The following is a 19,768-nucleotide window of genomic DNA, read 5'->3' on the forward strand; positions in this document are numbered from 1 at the left end:
TCCGCCGTGTTCCGGTTGCGATATCTTCACCATCTGCTGCGGAGGTGGGCCGCACAGTGACAGAATCGACCCCGACGCCTCGAAGTAGGCGCGGGTCCGGCAGAATGGTACTTGGGGCAGATGGGGATTAGACGGCCAGATTCGATGATCCGGACGGCGCGCGGCGCCGTTGCGGTGGCCTCGTGCCTCGTCCTCGCCAATTGTGCCTCCTCGAACCAGTTCGCCAGCCGGGTCGATCCCAAATACGGTGTGTCCTCGAGCCCGCGTGTGGTGGCGCTCGGTGATCCCGTGCCGAAGGGCGGCGGCACCTACCGCATTGGCAAGCCCTATGTCGTCGCCGGCCGCACCTATGTGCCGGAAGAGAACGAGAACTACCGCGCCGAGGGCATGGCGTCCTGGTACGGCGATGATTTCCATGGCCGCCTGACCGCCAATGGTGAGGTGTTCGACATGGGCTCGCTCACGGCCGCCCATCCGACCTTGCCGATGCCGAGCTACGCACGCGTCACCAATCTGAGCAACGGCAAATCGCTCGTCGTTCGCGTCAACGACCGCGGCCCGTACCATGGCAATCGCCTCATCGACGTCTCGAACAAAGCCGCCGAACTGCTTGATTTCAAAGGCAATGGCGTCGCGCGCGTCCGCGTCGAATATGTCGGGCGGGCGCCGCTCGAAGGCTCCGACGACCGCCAGCTGATGGCGACCCTGCGCACCGGTACGCCGGCGCCGTCCCCGTCGATGGTCCGGGTCGCCTCGGCCCGGCCGTTTGTGCCGGAGATGTCGTCCTCCTCGGGCCGGGTCCGCGGCGACGTTCCGCTGCCGGAGGGGCGGCCCTACAGCCTCGGCAACACCCAGGCCGACTACGCTTCGGTCAACGCCACCTCGGAAATGTCGGCCTCGAGCCGGTCGCACCGCCGCGTGCCGAACAATCCGCGCGAGGTCTCCTACGAGGGTGACGCGCGCTACGCCGCCACCCCGAGCCCGGCGGCGGCCTATGTGCCGATCGACGCGCGTGGACCCGCCGAGGTGCTAAGCGGGCGCGGGCTCTACTGAAGCAAGCCACTCACTCAATCAAGTCGTGGCGAATCAAGCCTTTGGCCTGATCATTTCAGAAATGCGATCAGCGCTGCGTTGACCTCGTCCGGGCGCTCCTGCTGGATCCAGTGGCCGGCGCCCTCGATGATCAGCTTCTGCTGCAGGTTCGGCAGCACGCGCTCCATGTCCGCAACCCGCTTGGCACCGATCAGCCCGGTGATCACCGAATCGTTCGAGCCGGCGATGAACAGCGACGGCTGATGGATCTGCGCATCCTGCCAGGGCGCGGTCAGCTCCCAATTGCGGTCGAGATTGCGGTACCAGTTCAGGCCGCCGCGGAAACCGGAGTGCCGGTAGCCTTCGGCGAATTCGGCAATATCCGCCTCGGTCAGCCAAGCCGGCAGCGGCATTCCGCTCGGCAGCTTGCCGAGGAAGCCCTTGGCTTCGTCGACGAACATCGAGCTCGGATCGGAGACACCGCGACCGAGCACCAGCCGCATGGTGTGGGCGATGTCGCGTTCGAACTCGGCCTCGGCCACGCCCGGCGGCTGGAAGTACTGCCAATAGAAATTGGTGATGCCGCCCTCGCGCAGGGTCTCCAGCGGACGGCCGCGGCCACGGAACGGCGGCGGAACGCTGAGGCCGGCGACCTTGGTGAAGATATCAGGACGGAACAGGGCCGCGTGCCAGGCGACCGGCGCTCCCCAATCGTGACCGACGATCATCGCCTTGCGCTCGCCGAGCGCGGCCACCAGCGCGACCATGTCGCCCACCGTATCGAAGATCGTGTAGGCGCCGACATCGGCCGGCGCGGCGGTCCGGCCGAAGCCGCGCATATCAGGCGCGACGACCCGGAAGCCTGCTGCGGCCAGCGCTGCGATCTGGTGCCGCCATGAGTAGGACAGCTCCGGCCAGCCATGGCAGAGCACGACCAGCGGACCTTGCCCGGCCTCGCGCACGAACATGTCGATGCCATTGGCGGAAATGGTGCGGGAGGATGACATTCGCGTTTCCGCCTTGTTTGCCGGTTCTGCTGTCGTTAGCTGGTTCCAAAGATTACTAACAAGGATACGGACGTTCAGCGCAGCCGGCAATCCAGCCGGCCGTGTACAAGCGGCGAAACCTCAGTTGTTTGCGATACTTCCAGCTGTTAGAACGCAGTCTTTCAGGACATCGCCGATGGCAGCCCAGACCGCAATTCCCCGCACGTTGTTCGCTCGCGCCGGGCGTTCTTGGCGTGGCCTGGTTGCGGCCGCGGTCGTGCTGGCGATCGGCTGCGGCGGGATGGTCTATGCCGCCAATAACAGCGTCCAGGGTGCCAAGAAGGAAGATGGCGGGTTCGACGGCGATGCGCCGACCGCGATCCTGGTCGAGGCCTCCTCGGGCAGCGTGCTGTTCGAGAAGAATGCCGACGAGCTGCGCGCGCCCTCCAGCATGATGAAGCTGATGACGGCCGAGGTGGTGTTCGACGCCATCAAGAAGGGCGACATCAAGCTGACCGACGAGTACCGGATCAGCGAGAACGCCTGGCGGCGGGGCGGGGCGCCGTCCGGGACTTCCACGATGTTCGCGGCGATCAACAGCAAGGTCTCGGTCGACGACCTCCTGCATGGCGCGATCATCCCGAGCGGCAACGACGCCTGCATCGCGCTGGCCGAAGGCATTGCCGGCAACGAGCATACGTTTGCGACCGACTTCATGACCAAGCGCGCCCGCGAACTCGGCATGACGAAGTCGACCTTCGGCAATTCCAACGGGTTGCCGGACCCGACCAACAAGATGACGGTACGGGAACTCGCGATCCTGGCACGCCACCTCATCCTGACTTATCCGGACCGGTACAAGCTGTTCGGCGAAAAGGAATTCACCTGGAACAAGATCCGTCAGCAGAACCGCAACCCGCTGCTGAATGCCTTGCCCGGCGCCGACGGCCTGAAGACCGGCTACACCAAGGAAGGCGGCTACGGCATGGTCGGCTCGGCCGTGCAGAACGACACGCGGCTGATCGTTGTGGTCAATGGCCTCGAGGATTCGGAAGACCGCGCGACCGAAGCCAAGAAGATGCTGGAATGGGGGTTCCGCAGCTTTGAGACCCGGGTCCTGATCGCGGCCAACCAGCCGGTCGGCTATGCCCGGGTGTTCGGCGGCGAGAGCCGCTCGGTCAAGCTGGTCAGCCCCGATCCGATCAAGGTGATGGTGTCGAAGAACGGCAACGACAAGCTGCTCGCGCGCGTCATCTATAGCGGCCCGGTCAAGGCGCCGATCACCGCCGGCCAGCAGATCGGCGTCGTCCGGGTCTGGCGCGGCGGCAATGTCGCGATGGAGACGCCGGTGTTCGCGGCCGATGCCGTCGGCACGGGATCGACGATGCGCCGCGCGCTCGACGGCGCCCAGGAGCTTGTGATCGGAATGTTCCGCGCAGGGGTCGAGAAACTCTGACATGGCGGAAGCAGCAGTCCAACGGCCGAGCTTGCGCGGTCGCTTCATCACCTTTGAAGGCGGCGAGGGATCGGGGAAATCGACCCAGATCCGCAAGCTCGCCGAACGGCTCGATGTCGCCAAGCTGCGCGCGATCGTGACCCGTGAGCCCGGTGGCTCGCCCGGGGCCGAGATCATCCGTCACCTCGTGCTGTCGGGGATGGGCAAGCTGCTCGGGCCGGAAGCCGAGACGCTGCTGTTTGCCGCGGCGCGCGACGACCACGTCCGCACCGTGATCCTGCCGGCGCTCAACCAGGGCATCTGGGTGCTGTGCGATCGCTTCTTCGATTCCACGCGCGCCTATCAAGGCCAGCTCGGGCAGGTGTCGCCCGGCCTCGTCAATGCCATGCAGCGCGTCACCATCGGCGATCTCAAGCCCGATCTGACTTTCATCCTCGATGTGCCGGTCGAAGTCGGACTGCAACGCGCCGCCCTGCGCCGCGGCAATGCCACGGCGGATCGTTTCGAAGCCGAGGGCATCAAGTTCCATCAGGATTTGCGCGACGCCTACCGCCGGATCGCGGCGGACGATCCACAGCGCTGCGTGCTGATCGACGCGACGGCCGATCCGGACACGGTCGCGGCACGGATCTGGGCCGCACTGCGCGAGCATCTGCGCGCAACGCTCACCGCAGACAATCCCGCATGAGCGCACGCAAGGTCGAACAGGAGAGCCCCGCTCGCCACCCGCGCGAAACCCCCGATCTGTTCGGGCATCGCGAGGCGGAGACTGCCTTGCTCGATGCCTATCGCAGCGGTCGGATTCCGCATGCCTGGCTGATCGGCGGCGCGCAGGGCATCGGCAAGGCGACGCTGGCCTATCGCATGGCGCGGTTCGTGCTGGCGTTCCGCAATCCGAAGTCGTCCCAGGTGCAGGCGGCGCCGACGCTGCGGGTCGATCCGACCGATCCGGTGGCACGGCAGATCACGGCGGGCGCGCATGGCGGCCTGCTGGTGCTGGAGCGCGGTCTCAACGACCGTGGCGTGATGCGCACCGTGATCACGGTCGACGAGACGCGCGAGACGATCTCGTTCTTCGGCTCGACCGCCGCGGTCGACGGCTGGCGTGTCTGCATTGTCGACACCGTCGATGAGCTCAATCCCAATGCCGCCAACGCGCTGCTGAAGATCCTCGAGGAGCCGCCGCAGCAGTCGCTGTTCCTGCTGGTCAGCCACGCACCGTCACGGGTGCTGCCGACCATCCTGTCCCGCTGCCGCAAATTGCTGCTGCGGCCGCTGGGGACGGGCGATGTGGTGCGCGCGGCCACGGCCGCAACTGACATTGCGGCCGACGATCCGGCGCTGGCGGAAGCCGCAGCAGCGTCCGAGGGCAGTGTCGGGCGGGCGCTATCGCTGCTCGGCGGCGATGCGCTCAAACTGCAGCAACGCACCGCCGAGCTGCTGGCGACGCTTCCGAGCGTCGATCCGCGCGAGCTGCACGCGCTGGGCGATGCGCTCGGCACCAGCGACCGCGTCGCGCTTGCCGCGTTCATCGACGGCATCGATCGCTGGATGAGCGAGCGCATGCGAACCGGTGACGCCAATGCCAATCTGCCGCGCCTTGCACGGCTGGCGGAGGTATGGGAAAAGATCGTCCGCGCCGCGCGCGATACCGAAGCCTACAATCTGGAGCGCAAGCCGCTGGTTTTCTCGGTGTTTTCGATGCTCGCGGACGCGACCCGATAGACGCCAAATCTGAAAACAATCAGTCTGACAACGCACCCGTCCGAAGACACACTCGTCCGAAAACACATCCGTCCGACAACACTCCCGACAATCTCGTTTCGATCTGCAAAGGATTCCGTGGTGGCGAGCGCTAAGAAGAAATCGTCGAAGAAGGCCAAGAAGACGAAGAAGGCATCGCCCGCTCGCGCGACCAGGAAAGCCACGGCGAAGTCGCGCGCTGCCAAGACCAAGAAGGGTGGGCGCATCACCAAAAAGGCGAAAGCCACCAAGGCCAAGACAGGTGCCAAGAAGTCGGCGGCAAAGAAGGTCGCCAAAAAGGCCGTCAAGAAGGCTGCGAAGAAGACCGCCAAGAAGGCCGCCACGAAGTCCACCAAGGCTCCGCCGAAGAAGGCAGCCGCGGCGGCCGTGGCTCCGGCTGCAAGGAAGCCCGCTGTGCCGAAAGCTCCGGCTGCCGAGAAGGCGCCGAAGGCGGCAACAGTCCGCGTGCCCAAGCAACGCCCCCCCCCAGCGACGGCTGCTGCGCGCGCGTCTGTCTCGACACCTGCCGCGGACCGCGGCAACGCCTACTACATCACCACCGCGATCGCGTATCCGAACGGTCAGCCGCATATCGGCCACGCCTATGAGGCGATCGCGACCGATGCGCTGGCGCGCTTCCAGCGGCTCGACGGCAAGGACGTGTTCTTCCTGACCGGCACCGACGAGCACGGACAGAAGATGATCCAGACCGCGCAGGGCGAGGGTATGACGCCGTACGATCTGGCGACCCGCAACGCCGCACGGTTCAAGGAGATGGACGAACGGCTCAACGTCTCGTTCAACCGATTCATCCGCACTTCGGAAGAGCAGCACCACCGCTCAAGCCAGGAAATCTGGCGTCGCATGCAGGACAATGGCGACATCTATATCGACGCCTATGCCGGCTGGTATTCGGTGCGCGACGAGGCCTATTACGCCGAGGATGAGACCACAGTCGGCGAGGACAATGTCCGCCGCGGCCCGCAGGGCACGCCAGTCGAATGGGTTCAGGAGAAGAGCTATTTCTTCAAGCTCTCGGCCTACCAGGACAGGCTCTTGCATCTCTACGAGAGCCAACCCGATTTCATCGGGCCGGATTCGCGCCGCAACGAGGTGATGAGCTTCGTGCGGGGCGGGCTGAAAGACCTCTCGATCTCGCGCACCACCTTCGACTGGGGCGTCAAGGTCCCCAACGATCCCGAGCACGTGATGTATGTCTGGGTCGATGCGCTGACCAACTACATCACCGGCGTCGGCTATCCCGACGAGAGCGACAAGCACTGGCGCTACTGGCCGGCCGACGTGCACATCATCGGCAAGGACATCATCCGCTTCCACGCCGTGTACTGGCCGGCGTTCCTGATGTCGGCCGGCATCCCGTTGCAACGGCGCGTCTATGCGCACGGCTTCCTGTTCAACAGGGGCGAGAAGATGTCGAAGTCGGTCGGCAACGTGGTCGATCCCTTCAATCTGGCCAACCAGTACGGCGTCGACCAGGTGCGCTACTTCTTCCTGCGCGAGGTGCCGTTCGGCCAGGACGGCAACTACAACCACGAAGCCATCGTCGCGCGCATCAATGCCGACCTGGCCAACGATTTCGGCAATCTCGCCCAGCGTTCGCTGTCGATGATCGCCAAGCAACTCGACGGCGTGCTGCCGGAGCCCGGCGAGTTCAGCGAGAACGACAGGGCGATCCTGGCGCAGGCCGACGCCATGCTGGAGACGTCGCGGACCGCGATGGCGACGCAGCAGATCCATCAATGGCTCAACACGGTCTGGGCCGTGGTCGCCGAAGCCAACCGCTACTTTGCCGGTGAGGCGCCGTGGGCGTTGGCGAAGACCGATCCGGCGCGCCAGAAGACGGTGCTGTATGTCACCGCCGAAGTCGTGCGCCAGATCGCAATCATGGCACAGGCGGTGATGCCGGAATCCTGCGGCAAGATGCTCGATAGCCTCGGCATATCAGCGGATGCGCGCAGCTTTGCCACGATCGCCGAGCGGATCAGGCCGGGCACGGTTCTGCCGGCGCCTGTCGGCGTATTCCCGCGTTACGTGGAACCGAAGACCGAGTGAGTGGTTCGAAATTCATGCTGGTCGACAGTCACTGCCATCTGGACTTTCCTGATTTCGCCGACGATCTCGACGGGATCGTCGGGCGCGCGGAAGCGGCCGGCATCGGCCGCATTGTCACGATCTCGACCCGGGTGAGGCGGCTAGGCGGCCTGCTTGCGATCACGGAGCGCTTTCCCGACGTCTACTGCTCAGTCGGCACCCATCCGCATCATGCCGACGAAGAGGACGGCATCCCGGCCAGCGAACTGATCGAGCTGACCAAGCATCCGAAAGTCGTGGCGCTCGGCGAGGCGGGGCTCGACTATTTCTATGAGCATGGTTCGCGCGAGGCCCAGGAACGCGGCTTTCGCGCGCATATCGCCGCGGCCCGCGCAACCGGGCTGCCGCTCGTCATTCACACCAGGGAGGCCGACGAGGACTGCGGGCGCATCCTGGAGGATGAAATCGCGAAGGGGACGTTCAAGGCCGTGCTGCACTGCTACACCGGCGGCCGCGAGCTCGCGATGAAAGCGATTGGGCTTGGGCTATCGATCTCGTTCACGGGCATCCTGACCTTCAAGAAGTCGGACACCCTGCGCGCGCTGGCCGCCGAGCTGCCGGCCGACCGCATCATGGTCGAGACCGACGCGCCGTATCTTGCGCCCGGAAAATTCCGCGGCAAGCGCAACGAGCCGTCCTACGTCGTCGAGGTCGCCAAGGTGCTCGCCGAGACGCGCGGCGTCTCGCTCGAGGAGATCTCGCGGCAGACCACCGAAAACTTCTTCCGGCTGTTCTCCAAGGTGCCGGCGCCGAAGGTTGCTGCATGACGCTGACACTGACCATTCTGGGCTGCGGCTCATCCGCCGGCGTGCCGCGTCCGGCGCTTGGCTGGGGCGCCTGCGATCCCAACAATCCCAGGAATCGCCGCCGCCGCTGCTCGATCATGGCCGAGCGCACCATGGAGCACGGCACCACGCGGGTCGTCATCGATACCTCGCCCGACCTGCGTGAGCAGCTGATCGACGGCAATGTCGAGCACATCGACGCGGTGTTCCTGACGCATGAGCATGCCGACCAGACCCACGGCATCGACGATCTGCGCTCGGTGGTGCTGCATCAGCGCCGCCGCATCCCGGTCTACTTCAACCAGTCGACCGCCAAGGACATCATGGCGCGGTTCTCCTACTGCTTCATCTCACCGGAAGGCAGCGACTATCCGCCGATCCTGACCCGGCATTCGATCGAGGCGGGCGAGAGCCACACGGTCCAGGGGAAGGGCGGTCCGCTGAAGCTCGAGGCCTTCCTGGTGCAGCATGGCCAGATTCCCGCGCTCGGCTACCGCATCGGCGATGCCGCCTACACGCCCGATCTGCACGACATTCCCGAGGCGAGTTGGCCGGCGCTGGAAGGTCTCGATCTCTGGATCGTCGACGGCCTGCGCTATGCGCCGCATCCCAGCCATTTCAGCGTTGCCGACGCGCTGTCGTGGATCGAGCGCTTCAAGCCGAAGCGCGCGGTCATCACCAACATGCATTCCGACCTCGACTACGAGGTGCTGCGGCAGAGCCTGCCGGCCGGCGTGATCCCGGCCTATGACGGCATGCGCCTGACGCTCGATCGGGCAGGCTGAAGCAAGCCGTCGCGCCGCGCGGCAAATAAATCCGACAGGTCACACGCGGCGGACCGCATTTGAGCTTGCGCTCTGCGTGAGCTTGCACTCTGCTGCAGCTCGCGAATAATCCATTTTTGAGGGAACTATATGCTCATCGATCCCACTGCGCGGATTGAGGATGGGGCGGTAATCGGCGCCGGCACGTCGATTGGTCCTTATTGCGTTGTTGGTTCCCGCGTCATCATCGGCGCAAACTGCAAGCTGATCGCGCACGTCCACATGACCGCGGAGACCACGATCGGTGGCGGCTGCACGATCTATCCGTTCGTCTCGCTCGGCACGCCCCCGCAAGCCCTGAGCTATCGCGGCGAACTGACCAAACTTCAGATCGGCCAGGATTGCACGATCCGCGAGCACGTCACCATGAATGCCGGAACCGTCGCGGGGGGCGGTGTTACCCGCGTCGGCGATCGCGGCTATTTCATGAATTGCAGCCATGTCGGTCATGACTGCGTGGTCGGGAACGACGTCATCTTCGCCACGTCAGCGACGCTGGGCGGCCATTGCGAGATCGGAAATTTCGTCTTCATGGGAGGCCTGTCATCCGCCCATCAATTCGTTCGAATCGGGGCGCAGGCGATGATCGGGGCCACAAGTTGCGTACGTGGCGACGTAATCCCGTTTGGCCTTGCAAGCGGCCAATACGCGGGTCTCGCCGGGCTCAACTTCGTTGGCATGCGACGCCGCGAATTTAGCCGCGAACGCCTCGCGGTGATCCGCGCGTTCTATCAGAAACTCTTTCGCGGCCCTGGTATGTTTGCCGCGCGTCTGCACGAGGTCAGGCAACTGGCGGCCGCGGATCCCGCGATTGCCGAAATTCTAACCTTCATCGACGCGGTGAGGCATCGCTCGCTGTGTCTGCCGGCGAACGACGATCATATGATTGCCGCACGCCGAAGCCCTTTCGCTGAACCGGGCCGATAGCACCGCAGAAACTTCCGGATATTTCTGCCGATGTCTTCGGGATCGCGCGGGCTCCGTGACCCGCGCGCCTTTCCTCTGTTCGATAACGGCGCAGAGGACTTCCCCCATTTCGGACTGAGCTTACCGCGACCACCGCTATGAACCCGCCGCCCGGCGGGCAGCGGCGGTTGCGCAAAATCGCCAACGGTCCTGCCTTGACCTTTCACGCAAAAGGCATATCGTTATGATCATAACGATAGCCCGGGAGGAGCAGATGACTGAAGTTGTGGCAGCGCGCGATTACACTGACCGCACGCGATATGACGCGCTGATGGACGTCGTGAAGAACCGGCTGACGACCCGGGCGTTCGACTCCAGTTACGTGATGCCGGCAGAGCATTACGACATGATCCTGGAGGCCGCGCGGCACGCGCCGTCGGGCGCGAATGCCCAGCCCTGGCACTTCATTGCGGTCACCGATCAGGACCTGAAGAACAGCATCACGGAGTATTTCCGCGAGGAGCAGGTCGCACGCGCCCGGCTCAAGATGAAGTTTCCGACGCCCGACTATCGCGGCCTCGCGTCGGCCCCCGGCTTCATCGTCGTCGCCAGCGACTTCCGCTGGGTCAAGGCGTTTCCCGTGCTCAACGACGGCTCCGAGCTCGACAAGATGTACAAGGAGAATGCCGAGCGCATCCTGCTGCAGAGCGTGGCGGCGGCGACGATGTCGGCGCATCTGGCGGCAGCCGCGCTCGGCTATAACGTCTGGTGGGTGACCGCGATCGGGCAGGAGAAGGCCCAGCAGGCGATGAAGCCGCTGCTCGGCATCCCCGACGAACTATCCGTGCTCGACATCATGTGCTTCGGTCCGCCGGCCAAACCGCCGTACAAGCGCTGGAAGAAGAGCCTGGCTGACATCAGCAACTGGAACAGGTTCGATGATCAGCACTTCATGACCGAAGCCCAGATCGACGAATGGGTTTCGACCACGCGCCACAAGGTGATGTACCGCGATGCCGAGAACGTCGACTAAAGCAGCGGCGCCGGTCAGGCGCGTTGCGTCGGACTACCGGCTGGAGGACCAGGTCGGTTTCCTGCTGCGCCGGGCGTATCAGCGCGCCTCGTCCAACCTGGTCGAGCGGATCGGGTCCTACGACCTGACAGCCCCGCAATATGCGACTTTGGCTCGGCTCTATGAGCGAGGGGCGCTGTCGCAGAACCTGCTCGGCCGGCTGGTTGCGATGGAGCCGGCCAATATCCGCGACGTCGTGCTGCGGCTGAAGAAGCGGCGGCTGGTTGCGACCCGGCGCGATGCGACCGACAAGCGGCTGATCCTGATCGATCTGACCACAGCCGGCGTGGCGCTGGTCGAGCAGCTGATCCCGATCGAGATCGAATGCACCGCGACGACGCTCGCGCCGCTCAAGGCCGACCAGAAACGGGTGCTGTACGAGCTGCTCGGCCGTCTGGCCGATGGCTGAGCCAGCGCCACACACACGCTGTCGTCCCGGGCTTGACCCGGGACCCATAACCACGAATGCCAGTTGGGCTGCAACGCTGGAGCGACAACTTACTTCAACAACGATCCCCTGTGGTTATGGGTCCCTGCTTTCGCAGGGACGACAGAGGGTATGTGGGGCTGTCAGGCGGAAATCGCCTTGGCCGATCCGACCTGGTTGCGCAGCAGGAATTTCTGGATCTTGCCCGTAGAGGTCTTCGGGATCACGCCGAACACCACTGACTTCGGCGTCTTGAAGCCCGGCATGTGCTCGCGGCAATAGGCGATGATCTCAGCCTCGGTCGCCTTGGCACCGTCCTTCAGCTCGAGGAAGGCGCAGGGCACTTCGCCCCATTTCGGATCGGGTTTTGCAACCACCGCTGCGAACAGCACCGCCGGATGCTTGTAGAGAATGTCTTCGACCTCGACGGACGACACGTTTTCGCCGCCGGAGATGATGATGTCCTTGGAGCGGTCCTTGATGATGACGTAGCCGTGCTCGTCGAGCACGCCGAGATCGCCGGTGTGAAGCCAGCCGCCGGCAAAGGCTTCCTGCGTCGCCTTCTCGTTCTTCAGGTAGCCCTTCATCACGATGTTGCCGCGGAACATGACTTCGCCGATGGTCTCGCCGTCGCGCGGCACTTCGCGCATGGTCTCGGGATCGAGCACGGTAACGTCTTCCTGCAGCGGGTAGGCCACGCCCTGACGCCGCTTCAGCTGCGCGCGAGCATCGGCGGACAACTCGTCCCAGCCCGGCTGCTCGGCGCAGACCGAGGCGGGGCCGTAGACTTCGGTCAGCCCATAGACATGGGTCAGCTTGATGCCGATACGCTCGGCGCCTTCGAGCACCGCAACCGGCGGCGCCGCACCTGCGATCAGGCCGACGACGGGCTTCGTCTTGCCGGCCTTCGGCGCATCGGGCGCATTGATCAACGTGTTGTAGACAATCGGCGCGCCGCACATGTGGGTGACGCCGTGTTTCGGGATCAGCTCGAAGATCTTTGCGGGATCGACCTTGCGCAGGCAGACATTGACGCCGGCGGTCGCTGCGATCGTCCAGGGGAAGCACCAGCCGTTGCAGTGAAACATCGGCAGCGTCCAGAGATAGACCGGATGCTGGCCGAGATTGCCGGCGAGGATGTTGCTGACGGCGTTGAGATAGGCGCCGCGGTGATGGGTCACCACGCCCTTCGGATTGCCTGTCGTGCCCGACGTATAGCTCAGCGCGATCGCATCCCATTCGTCGGCCGGCGGCCGCTCGGCGAATGCGGGATCGCCGGAGGCGACCGCCGCCTCATACTCGATTTCGCCGATCCGCTTGCCCCCACTGAAGGCGGCATCATCGACGTCGATCACGAACGGCTTTGCGCCCTTCATCAGGGTCAGGGCTTCCGCGATCACGCCGGAGAATTCGGGATCGACGAGGACGATCTTCGCGCCGCCATGATCGAGCTGGAACGCGATCGATTCCGCATCGAGGCGGATGTTGAGCGCATTCAGCACCGCGCCGGTCATCGGCACCGCGAAGTGCAGCTCGTTCATCGCGGGGATGTTCGGCAGCATCGCCGCGACCGTGTCGCCATGGCCGATGCCGCGGCCTGCAAGATAGGACGCAAAGCGCTTGCAGCGCTCAAAGGTCTGTTTCCAGGTGAAGCTGCGGCCCTCATAGACCGCGCTGACATGGTCGGGATAGACCGCGGCCGAGCGCGCCAGGAAGCTCAGCGGCGTCAGCGGCACGTAGTTGGCGGGCGTCTTGTCGAGCCCGATCGAGTACTGGTTTTGAGCTGCACTCATGGCTCTATCCCATCCGCAAGCTGCCTTAAAGGAAACCGATCGATATCCAGGGGAAGATGGCGACAATGATCAGGCCGATCAACAACGCCAGCATGTAGCCCCAGATCGGCCGGATACCCTCGGCCGGATCGACGCGCCCAATGGCGCAGGCGGCATAATAGCCGACGCCGAACGGCGGCGCGAACAATCCGATGCCCATCGCCAGGATGATGATCATGGCGTAGTGCACCTCGTGGACGCCGACCTGGCGCGCGATCGGAAACAGCAGCGGCCCGAACAGCACGATCGCCGGAATGCCCTCGAGCACGCTGCCGAGGATCACGAAGGCCAAGATCGAGACCGCGATGAAGGTCGCCGAACCGCCCGGCAGCCCGGTCATCGACGCCGCCAGCGCCCGCGAGAAGCCGGACTGGGTCAGGCCCCAGGCCATGCCGGTCGCGGTGCCGATGATGAAGAGGATCGCACCCGACAGGCACGCCGTATCGATCAGCATCGGCATCAGCCGCCGCCAGTTGAACTTGCGGTAGATCAACAGGCCGATGACGAAGGCGTAGACGATGCCGATCGTCGAGACCTCAGTGGCCGTGGCGATACCCTCGACCACGGCGTAGCGGATCACGAAGGGCAGGGCCAATGCGGGCAGGGCGAACACCAGCGCCTTGCCGATCTCGCTTCCGGTGGCGCGCTGCACGTGGCTCAAATTCTCGCCGCGGTAGCGCCACCACACCAGTCCCGACAGCGTGATTGCCAGCACGACGCCCGGCAACAGGCCGCCGGTGAACAGCGCCGAGATCGAGACGCCGGTGACCGAGCCGATCGTGATCAGCACGAGGCTCGGCGGAATGGTTTCGGTCTGCGCGCCGGTGGCGGCGAGCAGGGCGACCAGATCGCCCGGCTTGGCGCCGCGCTCCTTCATTTCCGGGAACAGCACGGGTGCGACGGCGGCCATGTCGGCGGCCTTCGATCCGGAGATGCCCGACACCAGGTACATGGCGCCGACCAGCACGTAATGCAGGCCACCGCGGACATGCCCGAGCAGGCTCGCCAGGAACGCGACCATCGCGCGGGCCATGCCGGTCATCTCGATCAACAGGCCGAGGAACACGAACAGCGGCACCGAGAGCAGGATCAAATGGCTCATGCCCTCGTCCATCCGGCCGACCAGCACCATCAGCGGCGTCCGCGTGGTCAGCGCGAGATAGCCGAAGATCGCCATGCCGAAGGCAAAGCCGATCGGCACGCCGGCGAACACGCAGAAGCCGACCACGCCGACGAAGAAGATGATCAGGTTGAGGTTGCCGAGCGGCCGCAGCATCGGCTGCGCCAGCCAGAACACGCCGATCAGCGCGACCACCGTCAGCGCCGCCAGCAGGAAGGTCTTGAAATCGCCGACCCGCGCCAGCCGCAGCAGCGCAAATAGCCCCATCAGGCAGATACCGACCGGCAGCGCCGCCGCGCGCCAGGTGTTGGAGATCTGCAGCGCCGGCGTCGTGATGAAGCTCTCTTCGTAGGCGTATTCATAGGCCGGCCGCACGATCAGGATCAGGAACGCCAGCGCCGCGCAGGTCGCGACCACGTCCAGATAACCCCACAGCCTCGGCCCGGCGCTCGCGACCAGCGCCGTCATCCGCATGTGCTCGCCGCGGCGGAACGCCACCGCCGAACCCAGCATCGCAAGCCACAGGAACAGGATCGACGCCAGCTCGTCGGACCAGATCAGCGGCGCATGCAGCACGTAACGCGACACCACGCCGGCGAACAGGATCACGACCTCGGCGACGACAAGGATCGCCGCCGGGATTTCAACCAGCCATCCGAGCGCAGCGTCGATGGAACCGAGAACAGAGCGGCGGCGAGGGGGCTGTGACGCCGCCTCGCCGGCCACGGCCGGCGTCATCTCGACATGAGCCATGGCATTCCTCCTGGCAAGCCTCCCGCGTGATCGATCAGGACAGTTTGCCGACGGACTTCTCGAGCAGATCCCAGGCCTTCTCGCCGTACTTGCCCTTCCACTCGGCGTAGAAGCCGGCGGCGCGGAGCTTGTCGCGGAACGGTCCGACCTCAGGCTGGTTGAACACGAGGCCCTTGCCGGTGAGCTCCTGCTTCACGGTGGCGTTAAGCTTCTCGGTGTCCTCGCGCTCCTTGACGGCCGCCGCGTTGACGTTCTTGGCGACGATGGTCTTGATATCGTCCGGCAGCGCCGCCCAGGCCCGGCGGTTCATCAGGAACCAGAAGCCGTCCCACATGTGGTTGGTCATCGAGCAGTACTTCTGCACCTCGTACAGCTTCGCGGCCGAGATCAGCGCCAGCGGGTTTTCCTGGCCTTCGACGATCTTGGTCTGCAGCGCCGAATAAACCTCGCTGAAATTGATCGAGGCGGGCGATGCATCGAACGCCTTGAACATCGAGGTCCACAGCGGCGACACCGGCACGCGGATCTTGAAGCCCTTGAGATCGTCCGGACCGTTGATCGGCTTGGTCGACGACGTGGTCTGGCGGAAGCCGTTGTCCCAGATCTTGTCCATGACCTCGAGGCCGGCCTTGTTGATCTCGCCGCGCACATAGGCGCCCAGATCGCCATCCATGGCCTTCCAGACCGTGGGATAGTCCGGGAATGCGAAGCCGATGCCGTTGATCGAGGCTGCGGGCACCAGGGTCGCCAGGATCAGGCCGGACAGCGTGAAGAACTCGACGCCGCCGGAGCGCACCTGGCTCAGCATGTCCGTATCGGAGCCAAGCTGGCTGTTCGGGAACACCTGGAGGTCAAACCGGCCGTTGGTCTCGGTCTTGATCGCCGCGGCCATCTCCCGGGCGCGCGCCACGAACGGATGCGACTCCGGCAGGTTGTTGGCGAACTTGTAGGAGAACTCGGCCGACTGGGCGCGCGCGACATACGGCGCGCCAATTCCGCCCAGGACGGCGGAAGCGGCGGAAACCTTCAGCAGCGTGCGTCGTGAAAAGCTCATTGGGTTTGCTCCCTCGAGAGGCTTGTTGTTGTTCTGAGATGCCATCCTATACGGACCTGATGCCGTGGGGTCACCAGCGATCTCTGCACAGCTGGCGCTTATTGCAGCGTCCGTACGCCGCGGCAATATCGGCTTTCTGAGGAGACGCGAGGGCGTGGATCGCTGTGGTGTCTGGACGAGCCGGAGCAACGACCGGGACAAGCCTCGACAGACGCCAAGCTGCGGATTGGTGCGAAGATTTCCCACTAAATATCTGATCTAATTGTAGATATAAATATTCCATAATATACCTTATGCGAATTACGGATATGGAAGCCGATCCGGTTTGGCGGCCCAGCTGTGGCTTCCCCTATACGGTTCGCATTTCATCCCATAGGGCCGTCGCAACGCATCCCATAAGACCGTCGCGTTCGGGCGCAGCGATCATCGGCTCTGCGATCCCTAAGGTCGCTCGTGGTATGTCCGGCTGACTACGGAGTTGGGCGATATCCTTGCGACGTCTGCGACACGCCGGTGTCGGTCATAGCCGCAGGTGAAGACGCTGCCGAAGATGGCGAAAGCGGCGTAATCGAAAGACCCGCGGAAGGCCTTCACCAGGCATCTGCGCGAACAGCCGCCTGCTCCGATGCGAGCGCATCCTCGGCCTGCCGTTGCCTAGGCCGGGAGCACGATCACCTTCGTTTTGAGCGGCGTTCGCGAATAGAGGTCGATCATGTCCTGACTGAGGAGGCCGGTACAGCCGCTCGTAATGCCGTTCCCGATGGTTTCGGGGTCGCTGGTGCTATAGATCGTGTAAAGCGTGTACGTCCCGTTTTGATAGAGGTAGAGCACGCGGGCGCCGAGTGGATTGTCGAGACCTCCCGGCATGCCGCGAGCATATTTGCCCGCCTCCGGCTGGCGCGCGATCATCTCCTTGGGTGGCGTCCAGGTAGGCCATTCGGCTTTGCGCCCGACATAAGCCTCTCCGCTCCAGCGGAATCCATCGCGGCCGACATTGGCGCCATAGCGGGTCGCGTTGCCCTCACCTTCGATGCGGTAAACATAGTACTTGCTGGGATCGATGATGATCGTGCCGGGCGCCTCGTCGCTGTCGTAGCGCACTGTCTTGCGAAAATATTGCGGTTTGACCTTGCTAACATCGACCCCAGGGATCGGGAATTTCTCGTCGGGCACGGGCCCGTAGACTTTCTCAGCCTCGGCCAGGCTCATGTAGTCGGATGCGCAACCGGCCAGGCCCAGTGCGGCAAGACCCGCAGCGGAGCCGAATAGAAACGCCCGGCGGTTGAGACGCGACGAACGAGGCCCAGACAGAGCGCCCTTGCCCATCGCGCCGGCAATTCCACGGTCCGTGATCATGATTTCGGGCTTTCCGAGCTTTTCCAGACGGCGCGACAAATCTTATGTCGGGGAACCACCCCGCTGCGACACTCCTATGGAGGATTTCGCGCTTTTTTATGAAGGGAAACTTTCAAGAAAAGGCTAAGGAATTCCGTTCTGTGGGTCGGTCTTATGCGGGGATTCAACAACCCCCGAAGGCTTTGCCTGATAGTCTGCCCCCGACTCGACGACACCAGTTCGAGGCTTGGAGACCGATGGCCCGACGTACCGGCAGCGCTGATCTTCCGCTCCATGGTGGCCGCGTGCCGCCGTGGCTGGCGGAGCGCATGGCGACGCTGGGCGCGATCATCACGCAGGCCGTGGTCCATCATTACGGTCGTGACGCGTTCCTGCAGCGGCTCTCGCACCCGTTCTGGTTCCAGTCGTTCGGCGCCGTGATGGGCATGGACTGGCATTCGTCGGGCATCACCACCAGTGTGATCGGCGCGCTCAAGCGCGGGCTTGGCCCGATGCAGGACGAGCTCGGCATTTATGTCTGCGGCGGCCGCGGCAAGCATTCGCGGCGCACACCGGACGAATTGTCGGCGCTGGGCGAGCGGACCGGCGTCGACGGCGTCGCCCTCACCCGCGCCAGCCGTCTGGTCGCCAAGGTCGACAGCGCCGCGGTCCAGGACGGTTTCGAGCTCTATCTGCACGGCTTCTTCGTCACCACGGACGGCAAATGGACCGTGGTCCAGCAAGGCATGAACGATCACAAGCGGCAGGCGCGACGCTACCACTGGCATTCCGAGGGACTGCGCAGCTTCGTCGACGAGCCGCACAGCGCGATCGACGGTCCAGCGCAGGGCGAGATCGTCAATCTCACCGATCACCGCGCCGACGCCTCGCGCCAGGCCCAGCTCGATCTGCTCGCCGCGCTCGGTCCCGATGGCATCGCGCATGAATATGCCGAGCTGACCGAGAAGGTGGCGGCGCAGGGCGATCTCTTGCACCTGATCATGCCCGCGCATCACGATGTGCGCTCGAGCGATGTCTTCATCCGCCGCCTGCACGGCACCCTCGCCGCAGCCGCGGAGCGCGGGCCGCTGGACTTCCCCGAGCTGCTGCTGACGCCCGGCGTCGGCGCCCGCACCGTGGAGTCGCTCGCCATGGTCGCGGAGGTCGTCCACGGCACGCCGTACCGCTTCCGCGATCCGGCGCGCTTCTCGCTCGCGCATGGCGGCAAGGACCGCCATCCGTTTCCGGTGCCGATCAAGGTCTATGACGAGACCATCGGCGTGCTGAAATCGGCGGTACGGCAGGCCAAGCTCGGCCGCGACGAGGAGCTGCAGGCGCTGAAGCGGCTGGACGACCAGGCCCGCAGGCTCGAGCTGACCGCAACCGGCCCGTCCTTCGATGCTTACGTCGCCAACGAGCGCGCGCGTTCGCCTGACCTCGACGGCCGCTCGGTGTTCGGCTGGGAGGCCGACCTCGCCGCCCGCGACCGCATCACCAAACGCTAGGCGCGCCTGTCAGCGTCCCCTGAAGCGCGGCTTGCGCCGTCCGAGGAAGGCTGCGACGCCTTCCTTGTGATCGTCGGTCAGGCTCGCCAGTGCGAACTGGTCGAGATCCATGTGGCTGGCGAGATCGTCGAGCGCATGCGCCAGGCGGTTGACCGTCAGTTTGGTCATCGCCACCGAAATCGGCGGCTGGGCGGCGACCTTGGCGGCGAGCGCCATCGCAGCGTCATACGATTTACCGGGATCAGTGACCTGCTCCACCAGACCCCATTCGTAGGCCTCATCGGCCGAGATCCGGTCGTCGGCCAGGATCACGGCCTGCTTGGTGCGCGCCGGGCCCATCAGGTGCAGCATGCGCGGCACGCTCTGCCAGCTCATGTTCATGCCGAGCGCGATCTCCGGCACGCGCAGATGCGCATCGCGCGCCATCACCCGGAAATCCAACGCGACCGCGAGCGCCACGCCGCCGCCGACGCAAAAGCCCTCGATCGCGCCGATCGTGACCTGCTCCATCTCCTGCCAGGCGCGCGTCAGCCGCGGCCCGAGCTTCAGGTGACGGCGCAGCGTGCCCATATCCATGGTCTGGCGCGAGCGCCCTTCGGCATCCTTGAGGTCGAAGCCGGCGCTGAACGATTTGGCGCCGCCGGTCAGCACCACCACCGAGGTCTCGCCATCGTCCTCGAAGCTGCGCGCCGCATCGGTCAATTGCCGCAGTGCCTCCGGCGACAGCGCGTTGATACCGTCACCGCGGTCGAACCGCACCACGGCGATGCGGCCCTCCGGCCCGAGGCCTTTCTCGATCGTCACATCGTCAGCCACGCATACCTCC

The 19,768-nt window shown here is 64.7% G+C and carries 17 protein-coding genes; 11 read left to right on the top strand and 6 right to left on the bottom strand.

Translation table 11 applies throughout. From position 1 onward, the window contains the following. Positions 1–120: 120 nt before the first annotated feature. Positions 121–1,053, top strand: coding sequence for a septal ring lytic transglycosylase RlpA family protein (locus tag ACOIX3_RS20660; RefSeq protein WP_420971633.1), 933 nt, complete (start codon positions 121–123; stop codon positions 1,051–1,053). Between the two features lie 50 nt (positions 1,054–1,103). Here the strand turns inward: ACOIX3_RS20660 and ACOIX3_RS20665 are convergent, their stop codons facing one another. Next, a complete protein-coding gene (locus tag ACOIX3_RS20665; RefSeq protein ID WP_420971634.1) occupies positions 1,104–2,039 on the bottom strand; it encodes an alpha/beta fold hydrolase in 936 nt (311 codons plus the stop codon). 280 nt (positions 2,040–2,319) lie between these two features. Between ACOIX3_RS20665 and ACOIX3_RS20670 the strand changes: the two genes are divergently transcribed. The 9 genes from ACOIX3_RS20670 to ACOIX3_RS20710 all read left to right on the top strand — a co-directional run bounded on the left by ACOIX3_RS20670 (position 2,320) and on the right by ACOIX3_RS20710 (position 11,325). Beyond that, positions 2,320–3,474, top strand: coding sequence for a D-alanyl-D-alanine carboxypeptidase family protein (locus ACOIX3_RS20670; protein ID WP_420971765.1), 1,155 nt, complete (start codon positions 2,320–2,322; stop codon positions 3,472–3,474). A 1-nt stretch (position 3,475) separates the two neighbouring features. Next, on the top strand, positions 3,476–4,162 hold the full coding sequence (gene tmk, locus ACOIX3_RS20675) for a dTMP kinase (RefSeq protein WP_420971635.1): 687 nt from the start codon (positions 3,476–3,478) through the stop codon (positions 4,160–4,162). Continuing rightward, on the top strand, positions 4,159–5,199 hold the full coding sequence (locus tag ACOIX3_RS20680) for a DNA polymerase III subunit delta' (protein WP_420971636.1): 1,041 nt from the start codon (positions 4,159–4,161) through the stop codon (positions 5,197–5,199). Before tmk ends, ACOIX3_RS20680 begins: the two co-directional genes overlap by 4 nt. Positions 5,200–5,319: 120 nt before the next feature. Continuing rightward, positions 5,320–7,290, top strand: a complete 1,971-nt coding sequence (gene metG, locus ACOIX3_RS20685) for a methionine--tRNA ligase (protein WP_420971637.1) — start codon at positions 5,320–5,322, stop codon at positions 7,288–7,290. 14 nt (positions 7,291–7,304) lie between these two features. Next, positions 7,305–8,096 (top strand): TatD family hydrolase, encoded by a 792-nt coding sequence (locus tag ACOIX3_RS20690; RefSeq protein ID WP_420971766.1) that lies wholly within the window; start codon positions 7,305–7,307, stop codon positions 8,094–8,096. After that, positions 8,093–8,899: an MBL fold metallo-hydrolase gene (locus ACOIX3_RS20695; RefSeq protein WP_420971638.1), complete on the top strand. Its 807-nt coding sequence runs from the start codon at positions 8,093–8,095 to the stop codon at positions 8,897–8,899. The genes ACOIX3_RS20690 and ACOIX3_RS20695 overlap by 4 nt, the downstream gene beginning before the upstream one ends. Before the next feature lie 129 nt (positions 8,900–9,028). Continuing rightward, complete coding sequence (gene lpxA / locus ACOIX3_RS20700; protein ID WP_420971639.1) at positions 9,029–9,865, top strand: acyl-ACP--UDP-N-acetylglucosamine O-acyltransferase; 837 nt, start codon at positions 9,029–9,031, stop codon at positions 9,863–9,865. A gap of 253 nt (positions 9,866–10,118) precedes the next feature. Then, positions 10,119–10,877, top strand: coding sequence for a nitroreductase family protein (locus tag ACOIX3_RS20705; RefSeq protein WP_420971640.1), 759 nt, complete (start codon positions 10,119–10,121; stop codon positions 10,875–10,877). After that, entirely contained in the window at positions 10,858–11,325 is a 468-nt protein-coding gene (locus ACOIX3_RS20710) for a MarR family winged helix-turn-helix transcriptional regulator (protein ID WP_420971641.1), read from the top strand. Before ACOIX3_RS20705 ends, ACOIX3_RS20710 begins: the two co-directional genes overlap by 20 nt. Positions 11,326–11,486: 161 nt before the next feature. Here ACOIX3_RS20710 and ACOIX3_RS20715 read toward each other — a convergent pair whose 3' ends face one another. From ACOIX3_RS20715 to ACOIX3_RS20730, 4 genes are all read right to left on the bottom strand, one after another. Continuing rightward, positions 11,487–13,136: an acyl-CoA synthetase gene (locus ACOIX3_RS20715; protein ID WP_420971642.1), complete on the bottom strand. Its 1,650-nt coding sequence runs from the start codon at positions 13,134–13,136 to the stop codon at positions 11,487–11,489. Between the two features lie 25 nt (positions 13,137–13,161). Then, entirely contained in the window at positions 13,162–15,048 is a 1,887-nt protein-coding gene (locus ACOIX3_RS20720; protein ID WP_420971643.1) for a TRAP transporter large permease subunit, read from the bottom strand. Positions 15,049–15,082: 34 nt separating this feature from the next. Continuing rightward, a complete protein-coding gene (locus ACOIX3_RS20725) occupies positions 15,083–16,102 on the bottom strand; it encodes a TRAP transporter substrate-binding protein (protein WP_420971644.1) in 1,020 nt (339 codons plus the stop codon). A 654-nt stretch (positions 16,103–16,756) separates the two neighbouring features. Beyond that, positions 16,757–17,458, bottom strand: a complete 702-nt coding sequence (locus ACOIX3_RS20730) for a L,D-transpeptidase (protein ID WP_420971767.1) — start codon at positions 17,456–17,458, stop codon at positions 16,757–16,759. 236 nt (positions 17,459–17,694) lie between these two features. Between ACOIX3_RS20730 and ACOIX3_RS20735 the strand changes: the two genes are divergently transcribed. Further along, entirely contained in the window at positions 17,695–18,942 is a 1,248-nt protein-coding gene (locus ACOIX3_RS20735; protein WP_420971645.1) for a DUF763 domain-containing protein, read from the top strand. Between the two features lie 9 nt (positions 18,943–18,951). Here the strand turns inward: ACOIX3_RS20735 and ACOIX3_RS20740 are convergent, their stop codons facing one another. After that, entirely contained in the window at positions 18,952–19,758 is an 807-nt protein-coding gene (locus tag ACOIX3_RS20740) for an enoyl-CoA hydratase/isomerase family protein (protein ID WP_420971646.1), read from the bottom strand. Positions 19,759–19,768: the final 10 nt, after the last annotated feature.

Origin of the sequence: Bradyrhizobium sp. B120, from assembly GCF_049075665.1 — a bacterium.
Lineage (GTDB): Bacteria > Pseudomonadota > Alphaproteobacteria > Rhizobiales > Xanthobacteraceae > Bradyrhizobium.

Bases quoted from the DNA above. Each gene is read 5' to 3' on its own strand.
- ACOIX3_RS20660 (WP_420971633.1), top strand. From the start codon at position 121: ATGGGGATTAGACGGCCAGATTCGATGATCCGGACGGCGCGCGGCGCC.
- ACOIX3_RS20665 (WP_420971634.1), bottom strand. From the start codon at position 2,039: ATGTCATCCTCCCGCACCATTTCCGCCAATGGCATCGACATGTTCGTG.
- ACOIX3_RS20670 (WP_420971765.1), top strand. From the start codon at position 2,320: ATGGTCTATGCCGCCAATAACAGCGTCCAGGGTGCCAAGAAGGAAGAT.
- tmk (WP_420971635.1), top strand. From the start codon at position 3,476: ATGGCGGAAGCAGCAGTCCAACGGCCGAGCTTGCGCGGTCGCTTCATC.
- ACOIX3_RS20680 (WP_420971636.1), top strand. From the start codon at position 4,159: ATGAGCGCACGCAAGGTCGAACAGGAGAGCCCCGCTCGCCACCCGCGC.
- ACOIX3_RS20690 (WP_420971766.1), top strand. From the start codon at position 7,305: ATGCTGGTCGACAGTCACTGCCATCTGGACTTTCCTGATTTCGCCGAC.
- ACOIX3_RS20695 (WP_420971638.1), top strand. From the start codon at position 8,093: ATGACGCTGACACTGACCATTCTGGGCTGCGGCTCATCCGCCGGCGTG.
- lpxA (WP_420971639.1), top strand. From the start codon at position 9,029: ATGCTCATCGATCCCACTGCGCGGATTGAGGATGGGGCGGTAATCGGC.
- ACOIX3_RS20705 (WP_420971640.1), top strand. From the start codon at position 10,119: ATGACTGAAGTTGTGGCAGCGCGCGATTACACTGACCGCACGCGATAT.
- ACOIX3_RS20710 (WP_420971641.1), top strand. From the start codon at position 10,858: ATGCCGAGAACGTCGACTAAAGCAGCGGCGCCGGTCAGGCGCGTTGCG.
- ACOIX3_RS20715 (WP_420971642.1), bottom strand. From the start codon at position 13,136: ATGAGTGCAGCTCAAAACCAGTACTCGATCGGGCTCGACAAGACGCCC.
- ACOIX3_RS20720 (WP_420971643.1), bottom strand. From the start codon at position 15,048: ATGGCTCATGTCGAGATGACGCCGGCCGTGGCCGGCGAGGCGGCGTCA.
- ACOIX3_RS20725 (WP_420971644.1), bottom strand. From the start codon at position 16,102: ATGAGCTTTTCACGACGCACGCTGCTGAAGGTTTCCGCCGCTTCCGCC.
- ACOIX3_RS20730 (WP_420971767.1), bottom strand. From the start codon at position 17,458: ATGATCACGGACCGTGGAATTGCCGGCGCGATGGGCAAGGGCGCTCTG.
- ACOIX3_RS20735 (WP_420971645.1), top strand. From the start codon at position 17,695: ATGGCCCGACGTACCGGCAGCGCTGATCTTCCGCTCCATGGTGGCCGC.